General features: G+C 62.3%; 20 protein-coding genes and 1 pseudogene. 8 read left to right on the forward strand and 13 right to left on the reverse strand.

Annotated elements, in window-relative coordinates; all coding sequences use genetic code 11:
* Positions 1–46 precede the first annotated feature (46 nt).
* The 3 genes from EOC94_RS05565 to EOC94_RS05575 are packed head-to-tail and all read right to left on the reverse strand — an operon-like array spanning position 47 to position 2,953.
* Complete coding sequence (locus EOC94_RS05565; protein WP_245458071.1) at positions 47–1,000, reverse strand: dihydrodipicolinate synthase family protein; 954 nt, start codon at positions 998–1,000, stop codon at positions 47–49.
* Positions 990–1,985 (reverse strand): Gfo/Idh/MocA family oxidoreductase, encoded by a 996-nt coding sequence (locus tag EOC94_RS05570; RefSeq protein ID WP_127289019.1) that lies wholly within the window; start codon positions 1,983–1,985, stop codon positions 990–992. Before EOC94_RS05570 ends, EOC94_RS05565 begins: the two co-directional genes overlap by 11 nt.
* Positions 1,982–2,953: a Gfo/Idh/MocA family oxidoreductase gene (locus EOC94_RS05575; RefSeq protein WP_127289021.1), complete on the reverse strand. Its 972-nt coding sequence runs from the start codon at positions 2,951–2,953 to the stop codon at positions 1,982–1,984. The genes EOC94_RS05570 and EOC94_RS05575 overlap by 4 nt, the downstream gene beginning before the upstream one ends.
* 130 nt (positions 2,954–3,083) lie before the next feature.
* On the opposite strand from EOC94_RS05575, the gene EOC94_RS05580 reads away from it, so the two are divergent.
* The 7 genes from EOC94_RS05580 (at position 3,084) to EOC94_RS05610 (ending at position 10,288) form a co-directional block, all read left to right on the forward strand.
* Complete coding sequence (locus EOC94_RS05580; protein ID WP_245465508.1) at positions 3,084–3,815, forward strand: FadR/GntR family transcriptional regulator; 732 nt, start codon at positions 3,084–3,086, stop codon at positions 3,813–3,815.
* Positions 3,816–3,854: 39 nt separating this feature from the next.
* The gene (locus EOC94_RS05585; protein WP_127289025.1) at positions 3,855–5,441 is read left to right on the forward strand and encodes an ABC transporter substrate-binding protein; all 1,587 of its coding nucleotides are present in this window, start codon (positions 3,855–3,857) and stop codon (positions 5,439–5,441) included.
* A gap of 84 nt (positions 5,442–5,525) precedes the next feature.
* Positions 5,526–6,485 (forward strand): ABC transporter permease, encoded by a 960-nt coding sequence (locus EOC94_RS05590; protein WP_127289027.1) that lies wholly within the window; start codon positions 5,526–5,528, stop codon positions 6,483–6,485.
* Entirely contained in the window at positions 6,485–7,375 is an 891-nt protein-coding gene (locus EOC94_RS05595) for an ABC transporter permease (protein ID WP_127289029.1), read from the forward strand. Before EOC94_RS05590 ends, EOC94_RS05595 begins: the two co-directional genes overlap by 1 nt.
* A 17-nt stretch (positions 7,376–7,392) precedes the next feature.
* Positions 7,393–8,310, forward strand: a complete 918-nt coding sequence (locus EOC94_RS05600; RefSeq protein ID WP_127289031.1) for a dihydrodipicolinate synthase family protein — start codon at positions 7,393–7,395, stop codon at positions 8,308–8,310.
* Positions 8,311–8,312: 2 nt separating this feature from the next.
* Complete coding sequence (locus tag EOC94_RS05605) at positions 8,313–9,320, forward strand: ABC transporter ATP-binding protein (protein ID WP_127289033.1); 1,008 nt, start codon at positions 8,313–8,315, stop codon at positions 9,318–9,320.
* 2 nt (positions 9,321–9,322) lie between these two features.
* Positions 9,323–10,288 carry an ABC transporter ATP-binding protein gene (locus EOC94_RS05610; RefSeq protein WP_127289035.1) on the forward strand — a complete coding sequence of 322 codons (966 nt, stop codon included), beginning with the start codon at positions 9,323–9,325 and terminating at the stop codon, positions 10,286–10,288.
* Positions 10,289–10,346: 58 nt separating this feature from the next.
* On the opposite strand, the pseudogene EOC94_RS35220 reads toward EOC94_RS05610, so the two are convergent.
* The 9 genes and pseudogenes from EOC94_RS35220 to EOC94_RS05650 form a co-directional block, all read right to left on the reverse strand.
* Positions 10,347–10,421, reverse strand: a pseudogene (locus EOC94_RS35220) (SAM-dependent methyltransferase); the annotation flags it as partial.
* A gap of 951 nt (positions 10,422–11,372) precedes the next feature.
* Positions 11,373–13,019, reverse strand: a complete 1,647-nt coding sequence (locus EOC94_RS05615; RefSeq protein WP_127289037.1) for an ABC transporter ATP-binding protein — start codon at positions 13,017–13,019, stop codon at positions 11,373–11,375.
* A complete protein-coding gene (locus EOC94_RS05620) occupies positions 13,016–13,939 on the reverse strand; it encodes an ABC transporter permease (RefSeq protein WP_127289039.1) in 924 nt (307 codons plus the stop codon). The genes EOC94_RS05615 and EOC94_RS05620 overlap by 4 nt, the downstream gene beginning before the upstream one ends.
* A 3-nt stretch (positions 13,940–13,942) precedes the next feature.
* A complete protein-coding gene (locus EOC94_RS05625; RefSeq protein WP_126102970.1) occupies positions 13,943–14,857 on the reverse strand; it encodes an ABC transporter permease in 915 nt (304 codons plus the stop codon).
* An 83-nt stretch (positions 14,858–14,940) separates the two neighbouring features.
* Positions 14,941–16,413 carry an ABC transporter substrate-binding protein gene (locus tag EOC94_RS05630; RefSeq protein ID WP_348627389.1) on the reverse strand — a complete coding sequence of 491 codons (1,473 nt, stop codon included), beginning with the start codon at positions 16,411–16,413 and terminating at the stop codon, positions 14,941–14,943.
* A gap of 132 nt (positions 16,414–16,545) precedes the next feature.
* Positions 16,546–17,451, reverse strand: a complete 906-nt coding sequence (kdgD, locus tag EOC94_RS05635) for a 5-dehydro-4-deoxyglucarate dehydratase (protein WP_127289043.1) — start codon at positions 17,449–17,451, stop codon at positions 16,546–16,548.
* Positions 17,452–17,514: 63 nt separating this feature from the next.
* Positions 17,515–18,267, reverse strand: a complete 753-nt coding sequence (locus tag EOC94_RS05640; protein ID WP_095486484.1) for a FadR/GntR family transcriptional regulator — start codon at positions 18,265–18,267, stop codon at positions 17,515–17,517.
* A 220-nt stretch (positions 18,268–18,487) separates the two neighbouring features.
* Positions 18,488–18,937, reverse strand: coding sequence for a thioredoxin TrxC (gene trxC / locus EOC94_RS05645; protein WP_095486619.1), 450 nt, complete (start codon positions 18,935–18,937; stop codon positions 18,488–18,490).
* Positions 18,938–18,969: 32 nt separating this feature from the next.
* Positions 18,970–20,493: a bifunctional aminoglycoside phosphotransferase/ATP-binding protein gene (locus EOC94_RS05650; protein ID WP_245465509.1), complete on the reverse strand. Its 1,524-nt coding sequence runs from the start codon at positions 20,491–20,493 to the stop codon at positions 18,970–18,972.
* A 328-nt stretch (positions 20,494–20,821) separates the two neighbouring features.
* Here EOC94_RS05650 and EOC94_RS05655 point away from each other — a divergent pair, with 328 nt between their 5' ends.
* Positions 20,822–21,658, forward strand: a complete 837-nt coding sequence (locus tag EOC94_RS05655; RefSeq protein ID WP_127289048.1) for a universal stress protein — start codon at positions 20,822–20,824, stop codon at positions 21,656–21,658.
* A gap of 225 nt (positions 21,659–21,883) precedes the next feature.
* Here EOC94_RS05655 and EOC94_RS05660 read toward each other — a convergent pair whose 3' ends face one another.
* The gene (locus tag EOC94_RS05660; RefSeq protein ID WP_095486487.1) at positions 21,884–22,141 is read right to left on the reverse strand and encodes a hypothetical protein; all 258 of its coding nucleotides are present in this window, start codon (positions 22,139–22,141) and stop codon (positions 21,884–21,886) included.
* Between the last annotated feature and the right edge of the window lie 17 nt (positions 22,142–22,158).

Genomic DNA, 22,158 nt, shown 5'->3' on the forward strand with positions numbered 1-22,158 from the left:
GGTTGTTCCTTTTGGATCAGGGCAGGCGCACTCGATTAACCGCCGCTCACTCCCACCATTCGGGGAAGGCCGTGCGTGCGACTTCGGCCAGCGTCGCGGTCGCCTCGTCGGGAACCGAGCTGTAAGGCCAGAGCAGTCGCGAGCCAAGCGGCGCCCAGCCGCCGGCTGCCGCCATCGCTTTGTCGAGCGCCGCATCGCTGACATCGTAGCGAGCGCGAAAAGGCAGAACGTGCGTGGCGAGAAAGGCCTGTATGCGCGTCTCGACCTTGGCAGCGGCTGCCGCATCCGTGCGGATCATCTGCCACCACGTCACCGCGCCCTTCGGGTTGAGGCAGGCGACGTTGGAATAGCTGCCGTGGGCGCCCTGGGCAAATCCCGTCGCCAGCGTATGGCCGGGCACGAAGACCGAAAATCCCGGCAGTTCGCGGCGCATGTCGGCGTACCAGTTGGCGTCGCCGCCCGGCAGCTTGGCGCCGACCAGCGATGGCACGGCTGCATGCAGCCTGGCGATGCCTTCGAGCGTCAGGCGGCGCTTGGCGTGCGGTGGATTGTAGAGCACCAGCGGCGTGTCAGGCGCAGTCTCGCAAAGACCGCCGACGAAGCGCATGACCTCATCGTCGCTGGGCGGCCACCAGTCAGGCAAGGTGAATTGCATCGCCGCCGGGCGGAGCGCCGATGCCCGCGTCAGCCGCTCGCGCGCGACGCGCGGATTGGACTGGCTGATGCCGATCTGGAAGGGCAGGCGCGCGCGAGCCGCTGACGCGGCCACCAGGTCGCAAAGCCGATCGAACTCAGGCTCGGTCTGGCAGTGGAACTCGCCGGCCGTGCCGTTGGAATAGATGCCGTCGACACCGGCCGCGCAAAGCCGCGCGATCGTCTCTTCCGTCGCCTCCCAGTCGATTGCACCGCGGTCGTCGATGGCCAGCATCACCGCGCCCCAGACGCCGCGCGGCGCCTGTGCAGGCAAATGGGTCAGATGGTCGTCCAGCTCAGCGCGCACCGGCGATCTCGTGCTCGCGCCGGGTTTCGTTCGACGAGAAGGCGGCCTCGATGATGCCGATGATCTTGCGTCCATAGGCACCATCGACCGGCACCGGCTTGTCGTTTGCAAGGGCATCGCCCATCGCCGTCCATTCGCGCACCAGCGCGTTGTGCATCCAGTTTGGCTCGAACGAGCCGGGCAGGTCGGTCCAGACCGCATCGCGCCCCAGCATCGTGCCTCGGTCCATGTCGATGCGCAGCGTTCCCTGCTCGCAGACCAGGTCCATGGCGTAGCTGGTCGCGCCATTGCGGTAGCCGATGCTCTGCACCTGGCCGAGCCCGCCGCCGGCGAAACGCAGTCCGAGCAGGGCGGTGTCGTCGGCTTCCTGGTCATGGAACTTGGCGCCGAGCATGGCGCTCACCGACACGACATCGTCATCCATCAGCCAGACCAGGCGGTCGAGCGCATGAATGCCGGCCGTCAACAGCATGCCGCCGCCGGTTGCCTTGCGCAGATGCCAGTCGCGGCGATTGTGCTCCATCCACAGCTTGATGATCCAACTCGATCCGATGAGCGGCCGGCCGAGCGTTCCTTCCTCCAGCATTTGCCTAGCCGCCATGCAGGGCAGGGCGAAATGCATGAGATGGGCCACCATCAGCTTGACGCCGCCGGCGGCCACAGCGGCATTGATCGCATCGCAGGCCGCCGCCGTCGGCGCCATCGGCTTTTCGAGCATGATGTGCTTGCCAGCCTTTGCCGCTCCGATCGCCATTTCGGCATGGAGATGGTGAGGGCTGGCGATCAGGACGGCGTCGACATCCTTATCGTCCAGCAGCTTGCGCCAGTCGGTGTAGCCGCGACCACCATGTTCGGCGGTGAAGCCGGCCAGGGCATCGTTATTCCCGCGGCACGATGCGACTAGGCGCAGGCCGTGCACTTCCTTGATTGCCCTTGCATGGGCCCCGCCGAAATCGCCCGCTCCGATAATGCCTATTCCAATCATCGTCCTGCCTTTTCATACGCGGCGTCGATCAGCGACATCGCCGCAACATAGTCATCGATCGAAATTGCCGGCGGCGCTTTTCGGGCCAGCCGGTCGAGCGTGTCGCCCATGCATAGCCGATAGCGCGTCGCCGGCAATTCGATCGGCAAGTCGACGATAACGCCATCGTCGAGCGTCGCACAGATGGCGCGGTCGCCATAGTCGATGAGGGTCGCATTCTCACTGACGATGCGCCATTCGAAATCGCCGCCGGGGCGCATCGAAGCGAAAGTGTATCCGGCCTCGACGATGAACAACGCTCCGGCAGCGTCTTCCAGCACAAGCAGCGCATGGTCCTCGACCTCGGCGCGGTGAATGCGGTTCCCGATCGAAACGGCTTTCAGCTCAAGCCCGCTGGTTGCCAGGCTGAGCGCGGCGTCGATGCCGTGTATGCCGAGGTTCCTCAGCGCGCCGCCGCCACCGATCGCCGGATCCACGACCCAGGCGACACCGTCGGCCGCATAGCGCTGCGGCGGGCCATTGACCAGCCGGAACTGGCAATGCGCAACCGCACCGGCGCGGCCTTGCTGGCGAAGCCTTTCAAAGCCAATGACGGCCGGCCCAAAGCGGTTGGGCAGGGGAACACTGACAAAGGCCTGGTGCTGCCTCGCCAGGTCGCGCAGCGCGGCCAACGCCCCGGTGCTGCTCGCCGCCGGCTTTTCCAGGATCAGCGGTATGCCGGCTTCGATGACGGCCCGCGCCCGCACGGGCACCGTCGAAGGATGACCCATCAGCAGGATCACATCAGGCGGGCTGGAGAGGATTTTCGCAAAATCCGCAATGAACGGCAAATGATGACGCGCCGCGAAGGCGCGCGCATGCTCCGCGTCCTCATCCCAAATGCCGGCAATCTCGGCACCACAAGCGTGTGTGGCGTCGAGATGCATTTCGGCGTGCCAATGGCTTGAGCCGGCCAGGACAATCTTCATTTCAGTGACGAATCCTCTTACTTGCAGGATATCCTACAAGTCGCTATGCTACAAGCATCGACCGCTTTGCGGTGCGCCAACGGGCGCAAATTGCAGCGGCGCTGGGAGCAAAATGCCGGAACCCAAGTTGATCTCAGAACCCAAGCCGATCTCGGAACCTAAGTCGATCGAGCCGCTGACCAGACCGCCGCTGCTTCACGTCAGCGTGCAGGAGAGCCTCAGGAAATATATCCAGAGCAACAAGCTCAAGGCGGGGGACCCCTTGCCCCCGGAAACCTTCCTTGCGCAGCGGCTCGGCGTCGGCCGCAACTCGGTGCGCGAAGCGATCAAGGCGCTGGAGTCGATCGGCATTCTGGAGACGCGTCGCGGCATCGGCGTGTTCGTCAAGGAATTCTCGTTCAAGCCCTTGCTGGATAATCTGGCATATGGCCTGCAGGATTCGTTGCGCGACGTGGAAGAGCTGCGCGAGATCCGCCGCGTCCTTGAAACCGGCCTCATCGCCAAGACCATCGAGATGATCAGCCCCGAAGACGTCGCCGCGCTGCGCCAGTTGACCGAAAGCATGCGGCGGCGCGCCGAGCGCCAGGAGAGCTTTGCCGAGGAGGACCAGCAATTCCACCAGCTGCTGTTCCGCTGCCAGAACAATCACATGCTGAGCGCGCTGATCGACATCTTCTGGGTGGCGTTCAACAAGGCCTCGAACTTCACCAGCCTCGACAATCCGACGCCGCTGGCGACGTGGCGCGACCATCACGAGATCGTCGAGGCCGTCGCCGCCAAGGATGTCGATCGGGCGCGTCAGCGCCTCGACGACCACTACAGGGGGATTCAGCAAGTGATCGCCAAAAACCGAACGACCTGACCAACACCGAACTACCTGACAATGCCAAGGGAGGAAACCATGCGCATCAAGACTATAGCTCGTCATCTGGCCGTCACCGGGCTGCTGCTCGGCGGCATCGGCCTGCACACCAGCGTCCAGGCACAGGGTGCGAAGACCATAACCGGGGGCTTCGACGTCGGCCCCGGCGGCTTTCCCAAGAACTTCAATCCGCTGGCTGCGACCGGCGGCTTTACCTGGCTCAGCACCTATTTTGAACCGCTGGTCATCTACAACGCCGACCTGACCGAACTCGAAGGCGATCTGGCCAAGGACTACAGGGTCAGCGACGACCAGCTGACCTATACGTTCAACCTCGTCCAAGAGAGCTGGCACGACGGCAAGCCGTTCACATCCAAGGACGTCAAGTTCACGCTTGAGCTCGCCAGGAACAAAGCGTCCGGCAGCCTGTTTGCCGCGCGTCTCGGCGACATCGCGTCGGTCGACGCGCCGGACGATCGCACCGTCGTCGTCAAACTGTCGAAGCCCAACGGCTCCTTCCTGTCCATTCTCTCGCAGGTGATGATCCTGCCGGAGCATGCCCTGGCCGCGATCCCACCGGAAACGCTGGCCACAAGTACTTGGTGGTCCACCACTCCGGTCGGCACCGGCCCCTTCAAATTCAATCGCTATGTCAGCGATCAATATGTCGAGCTGGCCGCGGATGACGACTATCGCGGCGGCAAGCCGAAGGCCGACGTGCTCATCAACCGGTATTTCGAGAGCCCGGCGGCGGCCGTTGCCGCGCTGCGCGCCGGCGAGATCCAGTTCACCTATGTCGAGCCCGACGACGCGGTATCTTTCAAAAGCGACAGCAATTTCAAGGTGATCGAGGGCGCTTCTTATGTAGTCAACTACATCGGGCTCAACCAGAAGGTCGAGCTCTTCAGGGATGTTCGCGTCCGCCAGGCGATCATGTACGCGATCGATCGCAATGCCATCATCGAGAGCCTCTATGGCGGGGCGGCCAAACCGGCCAATTGCGGCTACGTCGCGCCGCATCTGCTTCCCGAAGGCCTCGAGACCTATGCTTACGATCCGGCAAAGGCCAAGGCTCTGCTTGCTGAGGCGGGCTGGGACAAGATCAACGGCGATAAGCCCATCACCTTGCTGACCTATTACGGCTCGCCGCAAGCGGCCAATGTGATGGCCGCAATCCAGTCGATGCTGGCCGAGGTCGGGATCAATGTTGTGCCGCGTGTCGTCGATACGCCGACCTATAATGGCATCGTCTACAAGGAAGGCACGCCGGACTGGAACGCGTTTGCGATGGTCTATGCCGGCCTGCAGAACGGTCCAAATCCGGCTGGCATCAGCCCGGGTCTCAACAAGTCCCAGATTCCGCCGGCAGGCTTCAACACCATGCGCATCGAGTTCGACGATCTGAGCGCTGCATTGGACGCCGCGCTCGGCCAGACCGATCCGGCCAAGATCGATCAATCCTGGCAGGAAGTCTGCAAGGTGATGAACAAGGATCTGCCCTGGGCGACATTATGGGTAGCCAACCGCTATGGCGTGGCGTCCAACAAGCTGCGTGATTTTGTCTGGACGCCGGCGCCTGCCGGCGGTCCTTTCGCGGCTCACCCGGAACGCTGGGACATCCAGTAAAAACGCCTGGCGGGCCACTCCAGGCCCACCTTTGCACGGAGCCGGCCTGATGCCGGCTCCGCTCACCATCACCACGGACAGCCAATGCTGAGTTTCATTGCCCGCCGCAGCGCTACAGGACTGTTGATGCTGGTCGCTCTGAGCGTCCTCATCTTCATCCTTCTGCGGCTGGCGCCCGGCGATCCGATCGACGCGTACATCAACCCATCCAGCCCGATGTCTGCTTCCGACCTCGAAGTCCTGCGTGACCGGCTTGGGCTTGACCAGCCGCTTCCCGTGCAATACCTCGCCTGGCTTCGCGCTGCGCTCAGCGGCGACTTCGGCTATTCGATCCAGCGCAGCGGCGTTGCCGTGCTGCCGCTGGTCATGGATCGTATCGGCCCGACCGCGCTCCTGATGGGCACGGGCCTAGCCATCGCCATCGTGCTCGGCATTTCCGCCGGCATTTTCAGCGCCGTCCGCCGTAACGCGCTGCCCGACATCGCGCTGTCGGTGGTTTCTTTCATCGGCATCTCCAGCCCGGCTTTTCTGACGGCACTTCTCGGACTGTACTTCTTCTCGGTGTTGCTGCGCTGGGCGCCATCAGGCGGCATGCAGACCGCCGGCGCACCTTTTTCCATATCGGACGTGCTCGCGCACCTCGTCCTGCCCGCCTGCCTGCTGTCCATCGGACACGCCGCGCTGATCATGCGCTACATGCGCGCGTCGCTGCTGGAAGTGCTCAACCAGGACTATGTGCGGACCGCGCGTGCCAAGGGAGTGCGCGAATTCTGGGTGATCATCAAGCACGCGACCCGCAATGCGCTTTTGCCTGTCATCACCCTGATCGGGTCGACGGTCGGCATCGCGATCGGTGGCGCCATCTTCCTCGAAAGCGTGTTCAACTGGCCGGGCATGGGCCTGCTGCTGGTCAACGCCGTCGGCACAAGGGATTACCCGGTCATCATGGGCGCCACCCTGGTAATCGGCATCTGCGTCATTCTGGTCAATCTCCTGACCGATATCGTCTATGCCGTCGTCGACCCGCGCATTCAGGTGTCGTGATGACGATCACCGCGCCAGATCCGACAGCTGTGCCGCAAACCAAAGGACCGCTCCGCCGCGCGCTCGACCGCTTCTTTGAAAATCGTGCGGCGCGCGCCGGTCTGTTGATCGTTATCCCTATCCTGCTGGCGGTTTCGACCTATCATTTATGGTGGCCGTTCAGCCCCAACGCGATCGATCTCAGGGCGATCAACAAGGGGCCGTCGGCCATTCATTGGCTAGGCAGCGACGGCGTCGGCCGCGACGTCATGGCCCGGTTGCTGCAAGGCGGGCGGATCTCGCTGCTGGTCGCCGTCTGCTCGGTCGCCATCTCGATCGTCATCGGCTTCCTAGTCGGCGCCGTCGCCAGCTTCGGCGGGCGTGTTGTCGACGGCACGGTGATGCGCTTCGTCGATCTCGCAATGACGCTGCCGCCGGTGATCTTCCTGCTCGTGCTCGCTTCGATTGCCGGCACCGGCATCGCGCCGACCATCCTGGTGATCTCGCTGCTCTCATGGCCGGTGCTGTCGCGCATGGTGCGCGCCCGGCTGCTCGAGCTGCGCGAGCGCGACTTCGTCGTCGCCGCCCGTGGCATGGGGGCAGGACTGCCGCATCTCCTGTTCCGTCACGGCCTGCCGAACTGCATCGACATTCTTGTCGTCTACGCCACTTTGCAGATCGCCAACGCCATTCTGCTCGAAGCTGGCCTCTCCTTCCTCGGCCTCGGCATCGCGCCGCCCGAAGCCAGCTGGGGCAACATGCTCAATCTCGCCCGCTCCACCGTCGTGCTCGAGCAATATCCCTGGCAATGGATGTTTCCCGGCGCCGTGCTCGTGCTCACCGTTCTGGCCATCAACTTCATTGGCGATGGCCTGCGCGATGCATTCGACCCTCGTTCCGATCTCAACTGACCTGAAGGTTTTTCAAAATGCCCCTGTTTACCGGCGTCGTGCCACCTGTCGTCACCCCGCTCCATTCCGATTTCAGTGTCGACTTCCCGTCGTTCACGCGGACGATCGAGAACCTGCTCGACGGCGGCGTTCACGGGCTGTTCGTGCTCGGCTCGACCAGCGAGGTCGTCTTCCATGACGAGGCCGGCCGCAGGGCCATCCTCGAGCATGCGGTCAAAGTCAACAATGGCCGCGTTCCGATCTTCGCCGGGGTCATCGACCCGACGACCGATCGTGTCATCAACCACGCCAAGGTAGCCAGATCGGCCGGCGCCGACGCCGTCGTGGTCACCGCGCCCTTTTATGCCCGCACCAGCCAGCCCGAGATCGGCGATCACTTCCGTTATATCAAGGATGCGGTCGACATCCCCATTATCGCCTACGACATTCCGGTCTGCGTTCATGTCAAGCTAGAGCGCAAGACCACCGTCGGCCTTGCCAGCGAGGGGGTTATCGCGGGGATCAAGGATTCCAGCGGCGATGACGGCAATCTGCGTTATGTGCTCAAGGACATGGCCAACGATCCGAATTTCTTCGGCATGACCGGATCCGAGATCCTGGTCGACAGCGTGCTTGCCATGGGCGCGCATGGCGTCGTGCCGGGCCTCGCCAATGTCGATCCGCACGGCTACGTCAAGCTGTGGAACCTGATGCAGGCGGGTCAGCACGTCGAAGCCCGCGTGGAGCAGGAGCGGCTGTTGAAGCTGTTCGAGATCGTCTGGATTTCGCTCGGCAGGACAAGCGCCGGCTCGGCCGGTGTCGGCGCCTTCAAGACCGCGATGAAAAGCCTCGGCATCATCGCCTCCAACACCATGGCGCGGCCGCAACGCAGCTTGAACGACGAGGAGACCGCAAAGGTCGACGTTGTTCTGCGCGACGTCGGGCTGCTACGCTGACCGTGGACGCTCCGATTCTCTCGATTTCCGGTCTGCGGGCCGTGTTCCGCATAGCGGGGCGCGACATCGCCGCCGTGCAGGACGTCGATCTGACGATCGGATCGGGTGAAACGGTCGCGCTCGTCGGCGAATCCGGATCGGGCAAATCCGTCACCAGCCTGTCGATCATCGGCCTGCTGCCGAAGAAGATCGGACACATCGCCGAGGGATCGATCGCGCTGCGGCGCAGGGATGGCACAGTCACCGAGCTGACCGGCCTCGATCCTGAGTCGCTGCGCAAGGTGCGCGGCAACGACATCGGCATGGTGTTCCAGGAGCCGATGACCAGCCTCAATCCGGTCTACACCATCGGCGAGCAGATCGCCGAGCCGATCCGCATCCATCTCGGCAAGTCGCATCGTGATGCGGCCGCCGACGCCGTGCGGCTGCTGGCTCAGGTCGGCATTCCCGATCCCGGCCGGCGGGCGCGGCAATACCCGCATGAGCTGTCGGGAGGGATGCGCCAGCGCGCCACCATCGCGATGGCCTTGTCCTGCAATCCGACCTTGCTGATCGCCGACGAGCCGACCACCGCGCTCGACGTCACCATTCAGGCCCAGATTCTCGACCTGCTGGCCGAGCTGCAAGCGCAACGCGGCATGGGCATTCTGTTCGTCACGCACAATCTCGGCGTCGTTGCCGAGATCGCCGACCGGGTCGCGGTGATGTATGCCGGGCGCATCGTGGAATCGGGTCCGGTGAGCGAGGTGTTCACCCGTCCGCGTCATCCCTACACCGCGGGGCTGATGCGTTCGGTGCCACGGCTTGGCCAAGCCACCACGCTGAAGGCAGCAGGAACGCCGCTTCCAACCATCGCCGGCAATGTTCCGTCGTTGGCTCTGCTGCCCAAAGGCTGCTCCTTCGCGCCGCGTTGCGCCCTGGCTGTCGATGCCTGCCGCACTGCTGTACCGCCATTGTTCGCGGCGACGTCGACCCAGAAAAGCCGTTGTTTGCGCTGGGAGGATCTCTGACAGTGGATGCCCCATTCCTCTCGGTTAGGAACCTGACCAAGCATTTTGCGCCGACGGCGTTCTCGCGCGGTCCCATCGTCAGGGCGCTGGAAGATATTTCCTTCGATATTGCGCGCGGCCAGGTGGTCGGCCTCGTCGGCGAATCCGGGTCGGGCAAGACCACGATCGGCCGCTCGGTGCTGCGTCTCATCGAGCCGACGTCCGGCGAAATAAGATTTGACGGCGTCGATATCACTAAGTTGAGCGCCGGCCCGCTGGCTCGCCAGCGCCGCAAGATGCAGTATATTTTCCAGGATCCGTTCGCCAGTCTGTCGCCGCGCATGACCATCGGGCAGATCCTGACCGAAGGCCTGGATATTCAGGGCATCGGCAACAGGCGCGAGCGGCGGGCGAGGGCGGAGAAAGCACTTGCTGCGGTCGAGTTGCCAGTCGATGCCTATGACCGCTACGCCCACGAATTTTCAGGCGGGCAGCGTCAGCGCATCGGCATCGCCCGCGCGCTTACGCTCGAACCCGAATTCATCGTCGCCGATGAGCCGGTCTCTGCTCTCGATGTCTCCATTCAGGCGCAAATCATCAATCTTCTGCGCGACCTGCAGGTCCGGCTCGGCCTGACCATGCTGTTCATTTCGCATGACCTGGCCGTCGTCGAATATATCTGCGACACGGTGATCGTTCTCTATCTCGGGCGTATTATGGAAGTTGCACCGGCGGCCGCGCTTTATGCCCGGCCGCAGCACCCCTACACGCGCGCGCTGCTCTCGGCTATTCCGTCGCTCGACCCACTGGCCAAGCAAGGCCGGCAGGTGCTGAAGGGCGACATTCCAAGCCCCGCAAATCCGCCAACCGGGTGTGTTTTCCGAACCCGTTGCCCGGTCGCCATAGACGCTTGTGCCGGCATCGTCCCGCCGCTGCGGGCAACGTCAGATGGCCATCTGAAGGCCTGCATTCGCGACGACATCGCTTGAGGCAAGCCGGCGCGAGGCGCAGCGCGCAGAACAGCGTCGTTAGTCTCCCTAGGGCACCACAAGGCCACGTCACATTCGCAAACGACCTCGTCCCGTCCGGGCGCCTTGCCTCGTAGGCATCGCGGACGGCGGCGCTTTCGGCGATGCGCCCCCAGGGTTTCTTCGTATTTCAATTGCAATCAGTTTCCGCCGATCATGAAATCTACGTGCAACCCTCATCGTCGATAGAACAACAAGACCAGCAAGGCAGGTAGCCGAGTTCGTCGAGAATAACGAGAGCGACGTTGACTGGTCGATGCAAACCTTCAACGCCGCCCCGGGTTGAGCGCCCTGAAGGGCCTGCGTGGGGCGACCAAGAGTGAACCAAGAGTGAAAGGACAGCACAATGCGCGGTAAATCAATCAACCGGACCACGGCTGGCATGAGCATCCTCATTGCGGCCGCCGGCGCTCTAATGTTGGGCGCCACAACTCCAGCTGGGGCTGTCGAGCGGAAGAAAATCGACTGCTCCGGACGCCCTGAGACAGGCGCCAAAGCCAACTATTCCTGGAATAACGGGATTCAGACCGCGCGTGTCTACTACAACAACCATTGCTCGAAACGGATGATGGTCACCCTGACCTTCATTTCCAATCCCGGGTCTCGCAGGGAGTGTTGGAGGACCCCCAGAGGGAAGGGCGACAAGTTGTTCACGTTTGGGCTGACTAGCATCAGGAAAGGCTGCCATGATCCCGGTCCAACCTAAAGCTGGCCGGATTAATCCCTTGGCGTGATTTCTATTGGTTGGCGCTGTCAGGCGGAAAACTGTGCGGATCACGTGAGACAGTTCCCATCGGTCGCGGAGATCGCGCCAGCCGCTCTGCGAGCGCCGGCCGGGGCGGAACCGGAAGAAAGCGCCCTAGAGCAATTCCAGGAAAAGTGCGGAGCGGTTTCCGTCCGGAATTGCGTAAAAACAAATGCTTAGAGCGGGTCAGCGGTTCTATCAAAAGCTGAACCGCTCTAGGCGCCCTTCGCATCGAGCCCGAGCACCGCGACGCGGGGGTGGCACCGGCAAGGCTTTGCTCGCGCTAGGCTTGGATGAGAGCTATTGAGCTTGCGTAAGCCATTTGGGCTTAGGCACAGCCTGCAACAGGCTTTGCGTATATTCGTGGCGAGGCGCCCCGAACAGCGCCGAGGTTTGACCTTCCTCGACAATCTTTCCATCTTTCATGACCATGATCCGGTCGGCGAAATGGCGGACGATCGGCAAGTCGTGTGTGATGAAAATATATGAGAGTCTAAGCCGCGTCCTAAGGTCGGCCAGAAGGTCGATCACCTGCGCCTGGATGGAGACGTCGAGCGCCGAAACCGCCTCGTCGCAGACGATCAGTTCCGGCTCGCTCGCGAGCGCGCGCGCAATGGCGATGCGCTGTCGCTGGCCGCCGGAAAACTGGTGCGGGTAGCGGTCGGCGTGTTCCGGCAACAGCCCCACCAATTCCAGGAGTTCTGCCACTCGAGCCTTCCACCTGTTCTTCGGCAGAATATCGCGGTGGATTACCCAGGGTTCGGAAATGATGGAGTAAACGCGCATGCGCGGGTTCATCGATCCGTACGGATCCTGGAACACCATCTGGACCTTGCGCCGAAACGCCATAAGACGCTTCTCGTTCATTTCGAAGATGTTCTCGCCGGCGAAGACGGCCTTGCCCGCGCTTGGCGCGTTCAGCCCCAACAGCATGCGTGCGAGGCTCGATTTGCCGGAGCCGGACTCGCCGACGATGCCGAGCGTTTCGCCTCTCCTGACCTCGAAGCTTATGTCATCCACCGCCTTGAACGTCCGCTTGCTGCTGAAAGCTCCGGAAGCAAGCACATAGTGCTTGGTGAGATGTTCCACCTTGAGCAGGGTTTTGCCGGCGATCGTCGTCGAACGCCTGTTCGGCGCCTCCGCTGCGTTGCCGTGGGGCAGGGCGGAGATGAGGCGGCGCGTGTAGGCGTGCTGCGGATTGCTGAAGACCTCCTTGGCGATGCCTGTCTCCACCACCTTCCCGCCGTTCATGACGATAATCCGGTCCGCCATGGACGAGGCGACTTCGAGGTCGTGGGTGATCATGATCAATGCCATGCCGGTCTCGCGCTGGAGGCCGCGCAGCAGATCGAGGATCTGCGCTTGCACGCTGACGTCCAGAGCGGTCGTCGGCTCATCGGCGATCAGGATGTCCGGTTTCAACGCGATCGCCATGGCGATCATCACGCGCTGGCGTTGTCCGCCCGAGAACTGATGTGGATAGAAGTCGACGCGGTTTTCCGGCTCTGGAATGCCCACACGCCGAAGCAGTTCTATCGTCTTGGCGCGTGCGTCCTTGCCGGCTCCCGCGCCGTGGCTCTCATAGACCTCCTCGATCTGGCGCCCCACCGTATAGACGGGGTTCAGGTAGGCGAGCGGATCCTGAAAGATCATCGCAATCCTGCTGCCGTTGATGCTTCTGCGCGCCTCCGCGCCAAGGCCCGAGAGTTCGACGCCATCGAAGAGGCAGGAGCCGGCCACGATATCACCTGGCGGACAGTCGATGAGATCCATCACCGTGCTGGTGCTGACGCTTTTTCCCGAACCGCTTTCGCCGAGGATCACGAGAGTCTCGCCACGGCTGACGTGGAAAGAGACATCGTCGACCGCGCGTACCGGCTCATCGTCCGAAAGGAAATCGACGGTCAGTCCGTCGACTTTGAGAATGGGATTGGTCGCGTTGCTCATCGGGCGGCTTTTCGCAATGTCTGAAGACGCCAGCGTTGCTGCGGATCAGCGACGGTGCGCGCCCAGTTCGAGAGGATGTTGAGCGACAGCGTCGTCAGCATGATTGCAAGACCCGGCCAGAATGCGATCCACCAGGCTGTCGCGAGATAGCCGCGGCCGTTTGCCACCATTGCACCCCAGGTGAAATCCGGCGGCTGAATGCCGAGGCCAAGGAAACTCAGCGCCGATTCCGAGAGAATGACGGTCGCGAAATCAATGGCGGAAATCGTCACCAGTGTCGGCAGGACGAGGGGGGCGAGGTGCCGGACGATGATCCGGGCCGGCTTCGCGCCCATGGCTCGCGCCGCGCTCACAAACATGCGCTCGCGCAACTCCAGCACTTCTGCGCGCGCCGTTCTGAGATAGATCGGCATGCGCGTAACGGCGAGAACGATCACCAGGTTGGTGATGCTCGGGCCGAGCGTATAGAGTACGATGAGCGCGAGCAGCAGCGAGGGAAAGCTCATGACGACATCGGCCAGGCGCAGAATGAGATGGCTGTACCAGCGCTCCGAATAGCCCGCTATCAGGCCGAGCGTTCCACCAACCAGCATGGACGCGAATACCGCCGCCGCGGCAATGCCGAACGTATTCTGCGCGCCGACAATCAGCCTGGCCAGGATGGGACGGCCGAGGGTATCGGCGCCGAGGACATAGATCCAGCCGCTGGCCAGCGAGAACGGGGCGAGGTTTCGCTGGCGCAGCCCCAGCCGCGAAGCAGCGTCGCCCACCAGCCACGGGCCGAGGACCGCAGCGAGCACGATGATCGTCAGGAAGATAGCGGCGGCGAGCGCAAGCTTGTCGCGCTTCAGATAGGCGAGAAGCACGCTGCCGCTGCCTGGAACCGCCGCCGGCTTGATGTCGGGGGTGATGATCGTCATGGCTCAGTACCGGATGCGCGGATCGAGAACCGCGTAGAGCAGGTCGATCGCGATGTTCAGGATGAAGATGGCGGTGGCCGTCACCAGAATCGTCGATTGGACGACGGCAAAATCGCGCTGGATGATCGAGTCGATCATCAGCTTGCCGATACCGGGCCAGCCGAATATCGACTCCACGACGACGGCGCCGTTGACGAGACTGGTCGCCAGGTCGCCGGCGACCGTGACGACGGGCAGCAGCGAGTTGCGAAGCGCATGCCCGAAGATGATCTTCTGTCGGGGCAGGCCTTTGGCCCTTGCGGTCTTGATGTATGGAGAGGCAAGCGCGGACAGCATCGTTCCGCGCACGACCTGCACCAGGAGACCGAAGGGGCGAAGCATCAGCACGAAGACGGGCATGATCCAATGGGCCCAGGTTCCGGTGCCGGATGTCGGCAAAAGCCCGAGCCCCACAGCGAAGACAAGGATGCCGACGATGGCGACCCAAAAATCCGGGGCGCTTGCGCCGGCCAGAGAGACGAGGCTGGCGACACGGTCGAACATGCTGCCCGGCCGCGCGGCCGCAAGAGAGCCGACAAGGATAGCCAAAGCGGTCGACAGCGTGATCGCGACGGCGGCAAGCTTCAGCGTTTCCGGGAACGCCTCAAGCGCGACCTGCATCGCCGAGCGGTTCTGGCGTAGCGATTCACCGAAATCCAGCTGCAGAAGATCGCGCAAATATTCCAGAAACTGCCAATAGATCGGCTGATCGAGGCCGTTCAACCGCGCGAACGCGGCCCGAGCTTCCGCAGTCGAATCGAGAGGCAGGTACAAGGCGGAAGGGTCGCCGGTGAGCCGTGTCAGGAAAAAGACCAGCGTCAACAGACCTATGACCGACAGGATGCTGTGGAACGCCCGGCGTCCAAGATAGGTAATCATTTGGGATGCCCTTGGACGGATATCGACGGAGGCAACGGGTCAGGGGCGCAGGATCACGATCGGACCCAGCGCCCCCGTATCACTCAGTCTTTTTTGATAGCGATATTGGCCAGCGGTATTTCGCTGTTGGTGGTGATATCGGGCTTCCATTCCAGCCTGGTGCCAACGCGGGTATAGCCGATCATGTGGAACATCGGGATGTCCGCCACCACTTCGTTGCGGGCCTTGCCGAAGATCGCCTTGAAGCTGTTGGTGCGGGCTTCGCCGGTCGCAGCCAGGGCCTCGTCTATCTCCTTGTCGAACGCCGGATCGGCCACGGTCGAGTAGCTCCCGCTCGATCGGTAGAAGATCGGAACCGTGAAGGCCGCATCGCCCTTGTTGTTGTCGTGCATCATCTGCAGGAGATTGGGGCCGCGCTCCGGCGGGAAAGGCTTTTGCAGATAGCGCAGCCAGTCGGCGACATCGAGCATGGTAAGCTTGACGTTGAGGCCGGCATCCTGCCACATCGTCATCATGGCCTCCATCGTTTCCGCGCCGTTTGGATAGATGCCGTTTCGCCCGATGAGCTTGATCTCGGTATCGACCGCGACACCCGCCGCGCGCGCCTCTTCGATGAGCTTTTTCGCCTCTTCCGGATCGTACGGCCAAGGCTCGAGCGCATCGTCATGCCCGTTGATCCCGGAGACGACCATCTGCGACGCACGCTTGACGTCGTCGCCGAACAGCTGCGCAAGGCCTTCCCAGTCGATCGCGAGGTTGAGCGCCTTGCGGACGCGCAGGTCATCGAGCGGCGGCTTGGCGGCATCGATACGGATCGCGGTGGTTTCGGAGTTCAGGTAGGCGAAATCCGTCTCCGGGTTGCTGGCGTCCTGGATGGCAATCGACGGCGTCAGGTCAGCTTCCCCGGTTTCCACCATGGCAGCTCTGATCGAGGATTCGGGCCGCCAGACATAGGTTGCCTTCGTGATCTCCGGCTTCTCGCCCCAATAGCCGTCGAACGCGTCCAGCACCACGGTTTGCGGGGAAAAAGTCGACAGCTTGAATGGGCCGGTCCCGACCGGATCGTTCACCGCCTTGTCGACCGGTGTCTTCGGCGAGACGATCATGACCACGCTCAACAGCGTCGGCATGATGGGCTCGGGCCTGTCCGACTTTATCTCGACGGTTAGATCGTCGACCGGCGTCAGCGTTAGCTTGGCATCGCCGAACTTCGCTATGTTGCTGCAAGTGATCTTGCCGCTGATCATCCTGTTGATGGAGAACGCAACCGCATCCGCGTTGAGCTCCGTTCCGTCCTGGAACTTCACGCCCTCGCGCAGCTTGATCCGCCAGGTCGTCGGGTTCACGCTGGTCCACTCGGTCGCCAATTTCGGCTGAGGTTGTCCGGTGATCGGATCGATGACGGTCAACGATTCAACGACGTTTTGGCTGAGTATCTGGCCGACATTTGTGATGATGGTGCCGCAGGGCTCCAGATTGGCCGGCTGCTCCGGCAGGACGATACGGATGTCCTGCGCCGCATCTTGTGCGACAGCCGATGGCGCGGCAGCAGTCATCAATACGACAGCTGCAATCGTATGAGCGCTTTTATTCATGTCTCTCCTCCCTTTGATATTCCGTTTTGGCTGTCGGGCGCAGGGCGAACCTCCTCGTCCCGTTCGTCCGACAATTTGCCGATCTCCCGGCGACTAGGCGGCGATCCTCTCGATCAGTCCGCGCAGCATGTCTTTTTCCTGCGGCTTCAGATCCGTCAGCGGCGGACGGAGCGGGCCGGGGGTCCGTCCTATGAGCTCGACGCCTGCCTTGATGATTGACACTGGATAACCTTGTTCGCGATCGCGCAAAGCCGCGAAGGGGAAGAAGAAGCTGTGCAGGATTTCTTCCATTGCGGCGCGATCGTTTGTCCGCATGGCCCTGTAGAAGCGCTGTGCCAATTCCGGCACGAAGTTGAAGACCGCAGAGGAATAAGTCGTCACTCCGGCGCCGTTGAAGCCTTCGGCAAAGAGTTCATGCGTGGGCATGCCACCGATGTAGCAGAGCCGATCGCCAAGTTTGGCGGTGACGTGGCGGACAAGATCGATCTTGCCCGTGCCGTCCTTGAAGCCGATGAGGTTTGGGCACGCGTCGGCAAGGCGAGCAACCGTGTCGGCATTGGCGACCGAGTTCGCACGGTTGTAGATGATGACGCCGAGGCCAGTGGATTCGCACACGGCTTTGACGTGCCGGAATATCCCTTCTTGGGACGCTTCCATCAGATAATGAGGCAGAAGCAAAAGACCGTCGGCTCCCGCAGCCTCGGCGCGGCGAGCAATTTCCGTGGCGAGCGCCGTGCCGTAACCACAGCCGGCGATGATAGGCACATCTCCCGAGGCATCCTTGGCCGCGCGGGTAACGTCGGCGACCTCTTGCGGCGACAGGGAGAAGAACTCGCCCGTGCCGCCGGCCGCGAACAGGGCAGCGGCACCGAACCCCGAGAGCCATGCCACATGCGCGCGATAGCTTTCGAGATTGAGGCTGAAATCCTCATTGAAGTGTGTGACCGGAAACGACAGCAGCCCTGAAGCGACACGCGACTTGATTTCATCTGGCGACAAAGGAACTCATCCCACAAATTAATATGATGTCATCCAGAGTCATATGATGAGTGTTCGGACGAGTCAACCGCCGGTTTTGTCCTGGTTTGTCGAGCGCCGGACGGTCAGCGCGCGATAGCGCTTTATACCCGTCACCAGATGGCGGCGCATCGCCTCACGCGCCTTTTCCGGGTCGCGGGCCAGAATCGCATCCGCGATTTCCCTGTGCTCCTCCAGAATCGGATGGTCGCGATTGGGCAAGGGGTCGACGCCGCCCATCATCGTCTTGAACTTCACCCGCGGGATCATCCGCCGGCCGACATGTTCGAGGAATGCCTTGAACCTGGCGTTGTTCGTTGCGGTGGCGATCGCCATGTGGAACTGGAAGTCCGCCTCGTCGGTGGGTTGCCCTTGCGCCATGAGATCGGCGAACCTTTCGACCTGGGCCTCGATTTCAGCCTCCTGCGCCGGCGAACTGCGGGCTGCGGCAAGGCCCGCTGCCTCGACTTCGATGCCGATGCGCAGCTCGAGCTCTTCGATGATATCCGAGATCTTGTTCGTTTCGTCGGTGAAGAGCTTCAATCCCTCATCGACAGGTTTCGGGCCGAGAACGAAGACGCCGGCGCCTTGCCGCGATTCCACCAGCCCGTCGGCGCGAAGGGCGGCGATGGCCTCCCGGACCACAGTGCGGCTGAACCCGAACCGGTCAATCAGCGCAGGTTCCGTCGGCAACTTGTCGCCAGGTGCATAAAAGCCGGCTTCGATCTGCCCGCGCAACGCATCTGCAACCTGAGAAACGAACGACCTGCGGGACGTTCGATGTTCGACCTGCTGCATGGGTCCTCCAAACTTTTGCCGGGTCGAGACATTGCATACTCCCGGCGCAGGGCAAAAGCGAGGTCATCATATGAAAATTCGTATCCGAGGTCGAATGTCTTTATGTCATCATATGGCTTCTGCGCTCCGCATATGGGTCTTCAAGTCGCCTGGAGCGATTTTCGTCGGCACCTTTGCTGATACGGTCACGGCGATGAGCGGAGCCACGGCGTGGCGGCTTTCAGGCTGCGGCCGTCGGCAGGTGATCGCGGACCCACCTGACGATCTGCCCCGCCGTCATTGCCCCGGATGTGCGCGCAACCTCCTGTCCGCCATGGAAGAGGATCATGGTCGGGATGCTGCGAATGCCGAGCCTGGCTGCAACGGCCTGCTCATTGTCGGAATTGAGCTTGATCAGGCGAACATGCGGCTCCAGTTCGTTTGCTGCCGCTTCATATGCCGGCGCCATCATCTTGCAGGGGCCGCACCACCGTGCCCAGATATCGACGACGACGGGGAGGCTGCTTCGCGCGACCTGGCGATCGAAAGTCGGTGCATCGACGTCTGCCGGGTGACCCGAGAACAGCTTGGAGCCGCACTTTCCGCATTTCGCGTCCCTGGCATTGCGTGCCGGCGGCAGGCGATTGACCCCGCCGCATTTGCCGCAAACCACCAGATTTTCCTGCGCCATGGCCATTCACCTGTTGAAGTCGATCGCCGCCGTCAGGATGCAGTCTTGAGTGAAGCACCCTGCGCAGAAGCTGCCGCATCCGAGAAGCTCGCCAACTCTGCGGCGATGTCGGCGAGCTTTCGATCGGCGTCGACCTTGCGCCATGTGGACGGGGTGGCATTTCGCTGCAATTGCCGCGACAAGATGTCGACGGTGGCGTCGGAAGGACCGCCCCTGCGCTCGCTCACCCGCTGCCAAAGAACGAGCGGATCCGCCTCCAGCCAGAATCCGGCGAAAGTGACGCCTCTATCACTTGCCGCCTTCTCGATGCGGTCGCGATCGGCCGGCCTGTCAAAGACGGCATCGGCGACCACCGAACCGCCTTCGGAAAGGATCAAGTCGGCGCGCCATGCCATTTCGCGGTAGACGCGGTCGGACACTTCCGGTCGATAGGCCCTGTCCGGCAGTTTCGTCTCGACTGGCACCCCATGCATGGCTTTGCGGATGCGGTCGCTCTCGATAATGCGCGCGCCGGGCGGCGCGCCGACATGTGCGGCGAGTGCTTCGGCAACGGCCGTCTTGCCGGAACCACTCAAGCCGCCGATCGCGATCAGCCGAGGAGGCCTTGCCTGGAGAAGTGTTCGGGCAAGCTCGAAATAAGATCTGGCTTCGGCAATCAGCCCGCCGGAATCGGCACCGCCTTCCTCGATCTGGGTTGCGGTGACATGCGCGCGCACGGCAGCCCGCACCGCCATGAAGAACGGCAAGAGAATGAAGCCGTCCTCGTCGTCTGCTTCGTCGAGATAGCGGTTCACCACCAGGTTGGCGAGTTCCGGAAAGCCGCGATGCCAAAGGTCCATCAGCAGGAAGGCCAGGTCGTAGAGCACATCGATGCTGGCGATCTGGTCGTTGAATTCGATGCAATCGAAGAGGCGGGGCTCTCCATCGAAGAGACAGATGTTGCGCAGATGCAAATCGCCATGGCATCGCCGGATCTTGCCTGCGGATTCCCGCCGGTCGAGCAGTTCGCAATGACGGGCGAGGGCGGTGCGGAAAATCCCGGTAAATGTCTTGATCTCGGCTTGTTCGAAAACATTGCTGGTGGCAAAGCCGGCTTCGTTTATGGCGAGCACGCCTGCAAGGTTCGAGGATCCGCTGCCCTTGTGGACCTCCGGCGCCTCGCGATGATAGCGCACGATCATACACGCGACCGCTGTCATCAGCGCAGGCGTCAGCTCGTCACCGACTGCCATTCGATCGAGCAGCTTCGACTGATCGAAGCGGACCATCTCGATCGCCGCATCGACCAGTTTGCCGCTTCCGTCGAAGGCGAGCTTGCCGTCGGTCTCTCGCGTGATGCGCCGCACACCCAGATAGAGGCCGGGCGCGGTCTTGGAGTTGAGCTCCACCTCTTTCTCGCAAGCGGCGAGCCGCAGCACCGGGGTCGAGAAGTCGACATAGGGCAGTTTGACAGCTCGCTTGATCTTGTAGGCGCGCTGGCCAACCAGGAAGATGCGCGAGATGTGGGTTTCGATCGCTTCGACCGGCCCGGTCTCGCCATATGTGGCAGGGTCCATCAAAATCGCGGCCACGGATTCCTGATCCTCGACGATCATCGCATGCCTCTTTGTTTGTATCGAACCTTTGGAATCCGACGAGTGTGTTCGCTGAAATTCCGCGCCATCGGGGCCTTGCTGCCGCAGCGTCTGGGTATAACCAGCCAAGTCACGGATGCGTTCCCTAGTGCGACTCTCCCGGCGCCGATCGCATGTTCCGGCACACGTGGACGCGTTAATACGGATCGAATGATGCGCGGCGACGTTCTTTGACTCAGCGCGAGGAACGCGCCGAGCCGTCTCGCTATTACGACGATTGGACTTTGACGCAAAATCGGGAGCAGCCGCCATGGCTTTCAGGACGATACTTACCGTTATCGGGCCGAGCACGGGAGACAACGATCTCAAACTTGCCGCCGACCTGTGCAATGAAATCGGCGCGCATCTTGCTGTTCTCGTCGTTGCCATCGCTGCGCCGCCACCCGTCGGAGAGTATGCCGCAGTGGTTTCAGAAGCCTGGCTCGAGGCGCGTCAGGCCGACGAGAATCTGTTGAAGAAGCGAGCCGCTGCCGTGTCGGCTTTTCTCGCCGGCAGGGCGCCTTCGGCCGACGTCTCCAGCGAATATCCGGAAGCCGGCTGGGCCGACGACACCATCGGCCGTCGTGCCCGCTATGCCGACATCACGGTTTTTGGACCGGAGTTGCTTGCCAACGAAACGCTGAAGAGCAAAACGATCGAAGGCGCATTGTTTTCGTCGGGAAAGCCTTTGCTGCTCATCCCCCAGGGATCGCGGCCGACACTGAAGCCGAAACGCGTGCTGGTCGCCTGGGACGCCCGTCTGGAATCATCGCGTGCCGTCCGCGAATCCCTCGACATGCTGGCAGGCGCCGATGAGGTGCACCTCGTCATGGTCGATCCGGTGGAGGACGAATACCACCATGGGGCGGAACCTGGAGCCGACGCCGCTGCCTATCTCGCGCGGCACGGCGTGAATGTCACGGTCGACCGGCTGCCCAGCTTGAACCATTCAGTCGTCGACGTGCTTCGCAGGCACGCGGTCGACATCGCCGCCGACCTGATGGTGATGGGCGCCTATGGTCATTCCCGGTTGCGCGAGCGCATCTTCGGCGGCGTCACCATCTCGATGCTTGAAGATCCGCCGATGCCGATCCTTATGGCGCATTAGCAATTTAAGGACTGAAGACGGTTGGGCCGACGCGATCCGCCGCGGGAAGAATCCGTCACGCCAGCTGCGGAACATTGGTCAGTCCGCCGGCCAGTGGCGAGCGAATCTCGGGAAAACGCTAAGTATTTGTTTTTTCTGGTCGGAGTGGCAGGATTTGAACCTGCGACCCCATCGTCCCGAACGAGCGTGTCGGCCAGCAAAAGCCCGGATTTCCGGCATTCCTCATCACGGCCGGCGGCTCCTGTTCACCTTTGTTTCCGGCTTATCTGTGGGGATGTGAGGAGTGACGGGAGCGTTCGCCTTCTGTGCCCCGGGCATTCGGACGACGTTTTTCGGTAGATTTCGCGAGCGCGCCTTGGAGACGATCGCTTCGGCGGCATCCGCCTGGAAGTCGGGGTGATGGTGGCTATAGGTCTGGATCAGCATCTCGACGGTCATGCCGAGGAAGCCGGCGGCCGCCCAAGGGTCCGAGCCTTGCTGCATCAGCCGGGGTCGCGGCC

This window comes from Mesorhizobium sp. M6A.T.Ce.TU.016.01.1.1 (assembly GCF_003997065.1).
Lineage (GTDB): Bacteria > Pseudomonadota > Alphaproteobacteria > Rhizobiales > Rhizobiaceae > Mesorhizobium > Mesorhizobium mediterraneum.

Coding starts and splice junctions, on each gene's coding strand:
- EOC94_RS05570 (WP_127289019.1), bottom strand. CDS start 1,985: ATGATTGGAATAGGCATTATCGGAGCGGGCGATTTCGGCGGGGCCCAT.
- EOC94_RS05575 (WP_127289021.1), bottom strand. CDS start 2,953: ATGAAGATTGTCCTGGCCGGCTCAAGCCATTGGCACGCCGAAATGCAT.
- EOC94_RS05585 (WP_127289025.1), top strand. CDS start 3,855: ATGCGCATCAAGACTATAGCTCGTCATCTGGCCGTCACCGGGCTGCTG.
- EOC94_RS05590 (WP_127289027.1), top strand. CDS start 5,526: ATGCTGAGTTTCATTGCCCGCCGCAGCGCTACAGGACTGTTGATGCTG.
- EOC94_RS05595 (WP_127289029.1), top strand. CDS start 6,485: ATGACGATCACCGCGCCAGATCCGACAGCTGTGCCGCAAACCAAAGGA.
- EOC94_RS05600 (WP_127289031.1), top strand. CDS start 7,393: ATGCCCCTGTTTACCGGCGTCGTGCCACCTGTCGTCACCCCGCTCCAT.
- EOC94_RS05615 (WP_127289037.1), bottom strand. CDS start 13,019: ATGAGCAACGCGACCAATCCCATTCTCAAAGTCGACGGACTGACCGTC.
- EOC94_RS05620 (WP_127289039.1), bottom strand. CDS start 13,939: ATGACGATCATCACCCCCGACATCAAGCCGGCGGCGGTTCCAGGCAGC.
- EOC94_RS05625 (WP_126102970.1), bottom strand. CDS start 14,857: ATGATTACCTATCTTGGACGCCGGGCGTTCCACAGCATCCTGTCGGTC.
- EOC94_RS05630 (WP_348627389.1), bottom strand. CDS start 16,413: ATGACTGCTGCCGCGCCATCGGCTGTCGCACAAGATGCGGCGCAGGAC.
- EOC94_RS05640 (WP_095486484.1), bottom strand. CDS start 18,267: ATGCAGCAGGTCGAACATCGAACGTCCCGCAGGTCGTTCGTTTCTCAG.
- trxC (WP_095486619.1), bottom strand. CDS start 18,937: ATGGCGCAGGAAAATCTGGTGGTTTGCGGCAAATGCGGCGGGGTCAAT.
- EOC94_RS05650 (WP_245465509.1), bottom strand. CDS start 20,493: ATGGACCCTGCCACATATGGCGAGACCGGGCCGGTCGAAGCGATCGAA.
- EOC94_RS05655 (WP_127289048.1), top strand. CDS start 20,822: ATGGCTTTCAGGACGATACTTACCGTTATCGGGCCGAGCACGGGAGAC.
- EOC94_RS05660 (WP_095486487.1), bottom strand. CDS start 22,141: ATGCAGCAAGGCTCGGACCCTTGGGCGGCCGCCGGCTTCCTCGGCATG.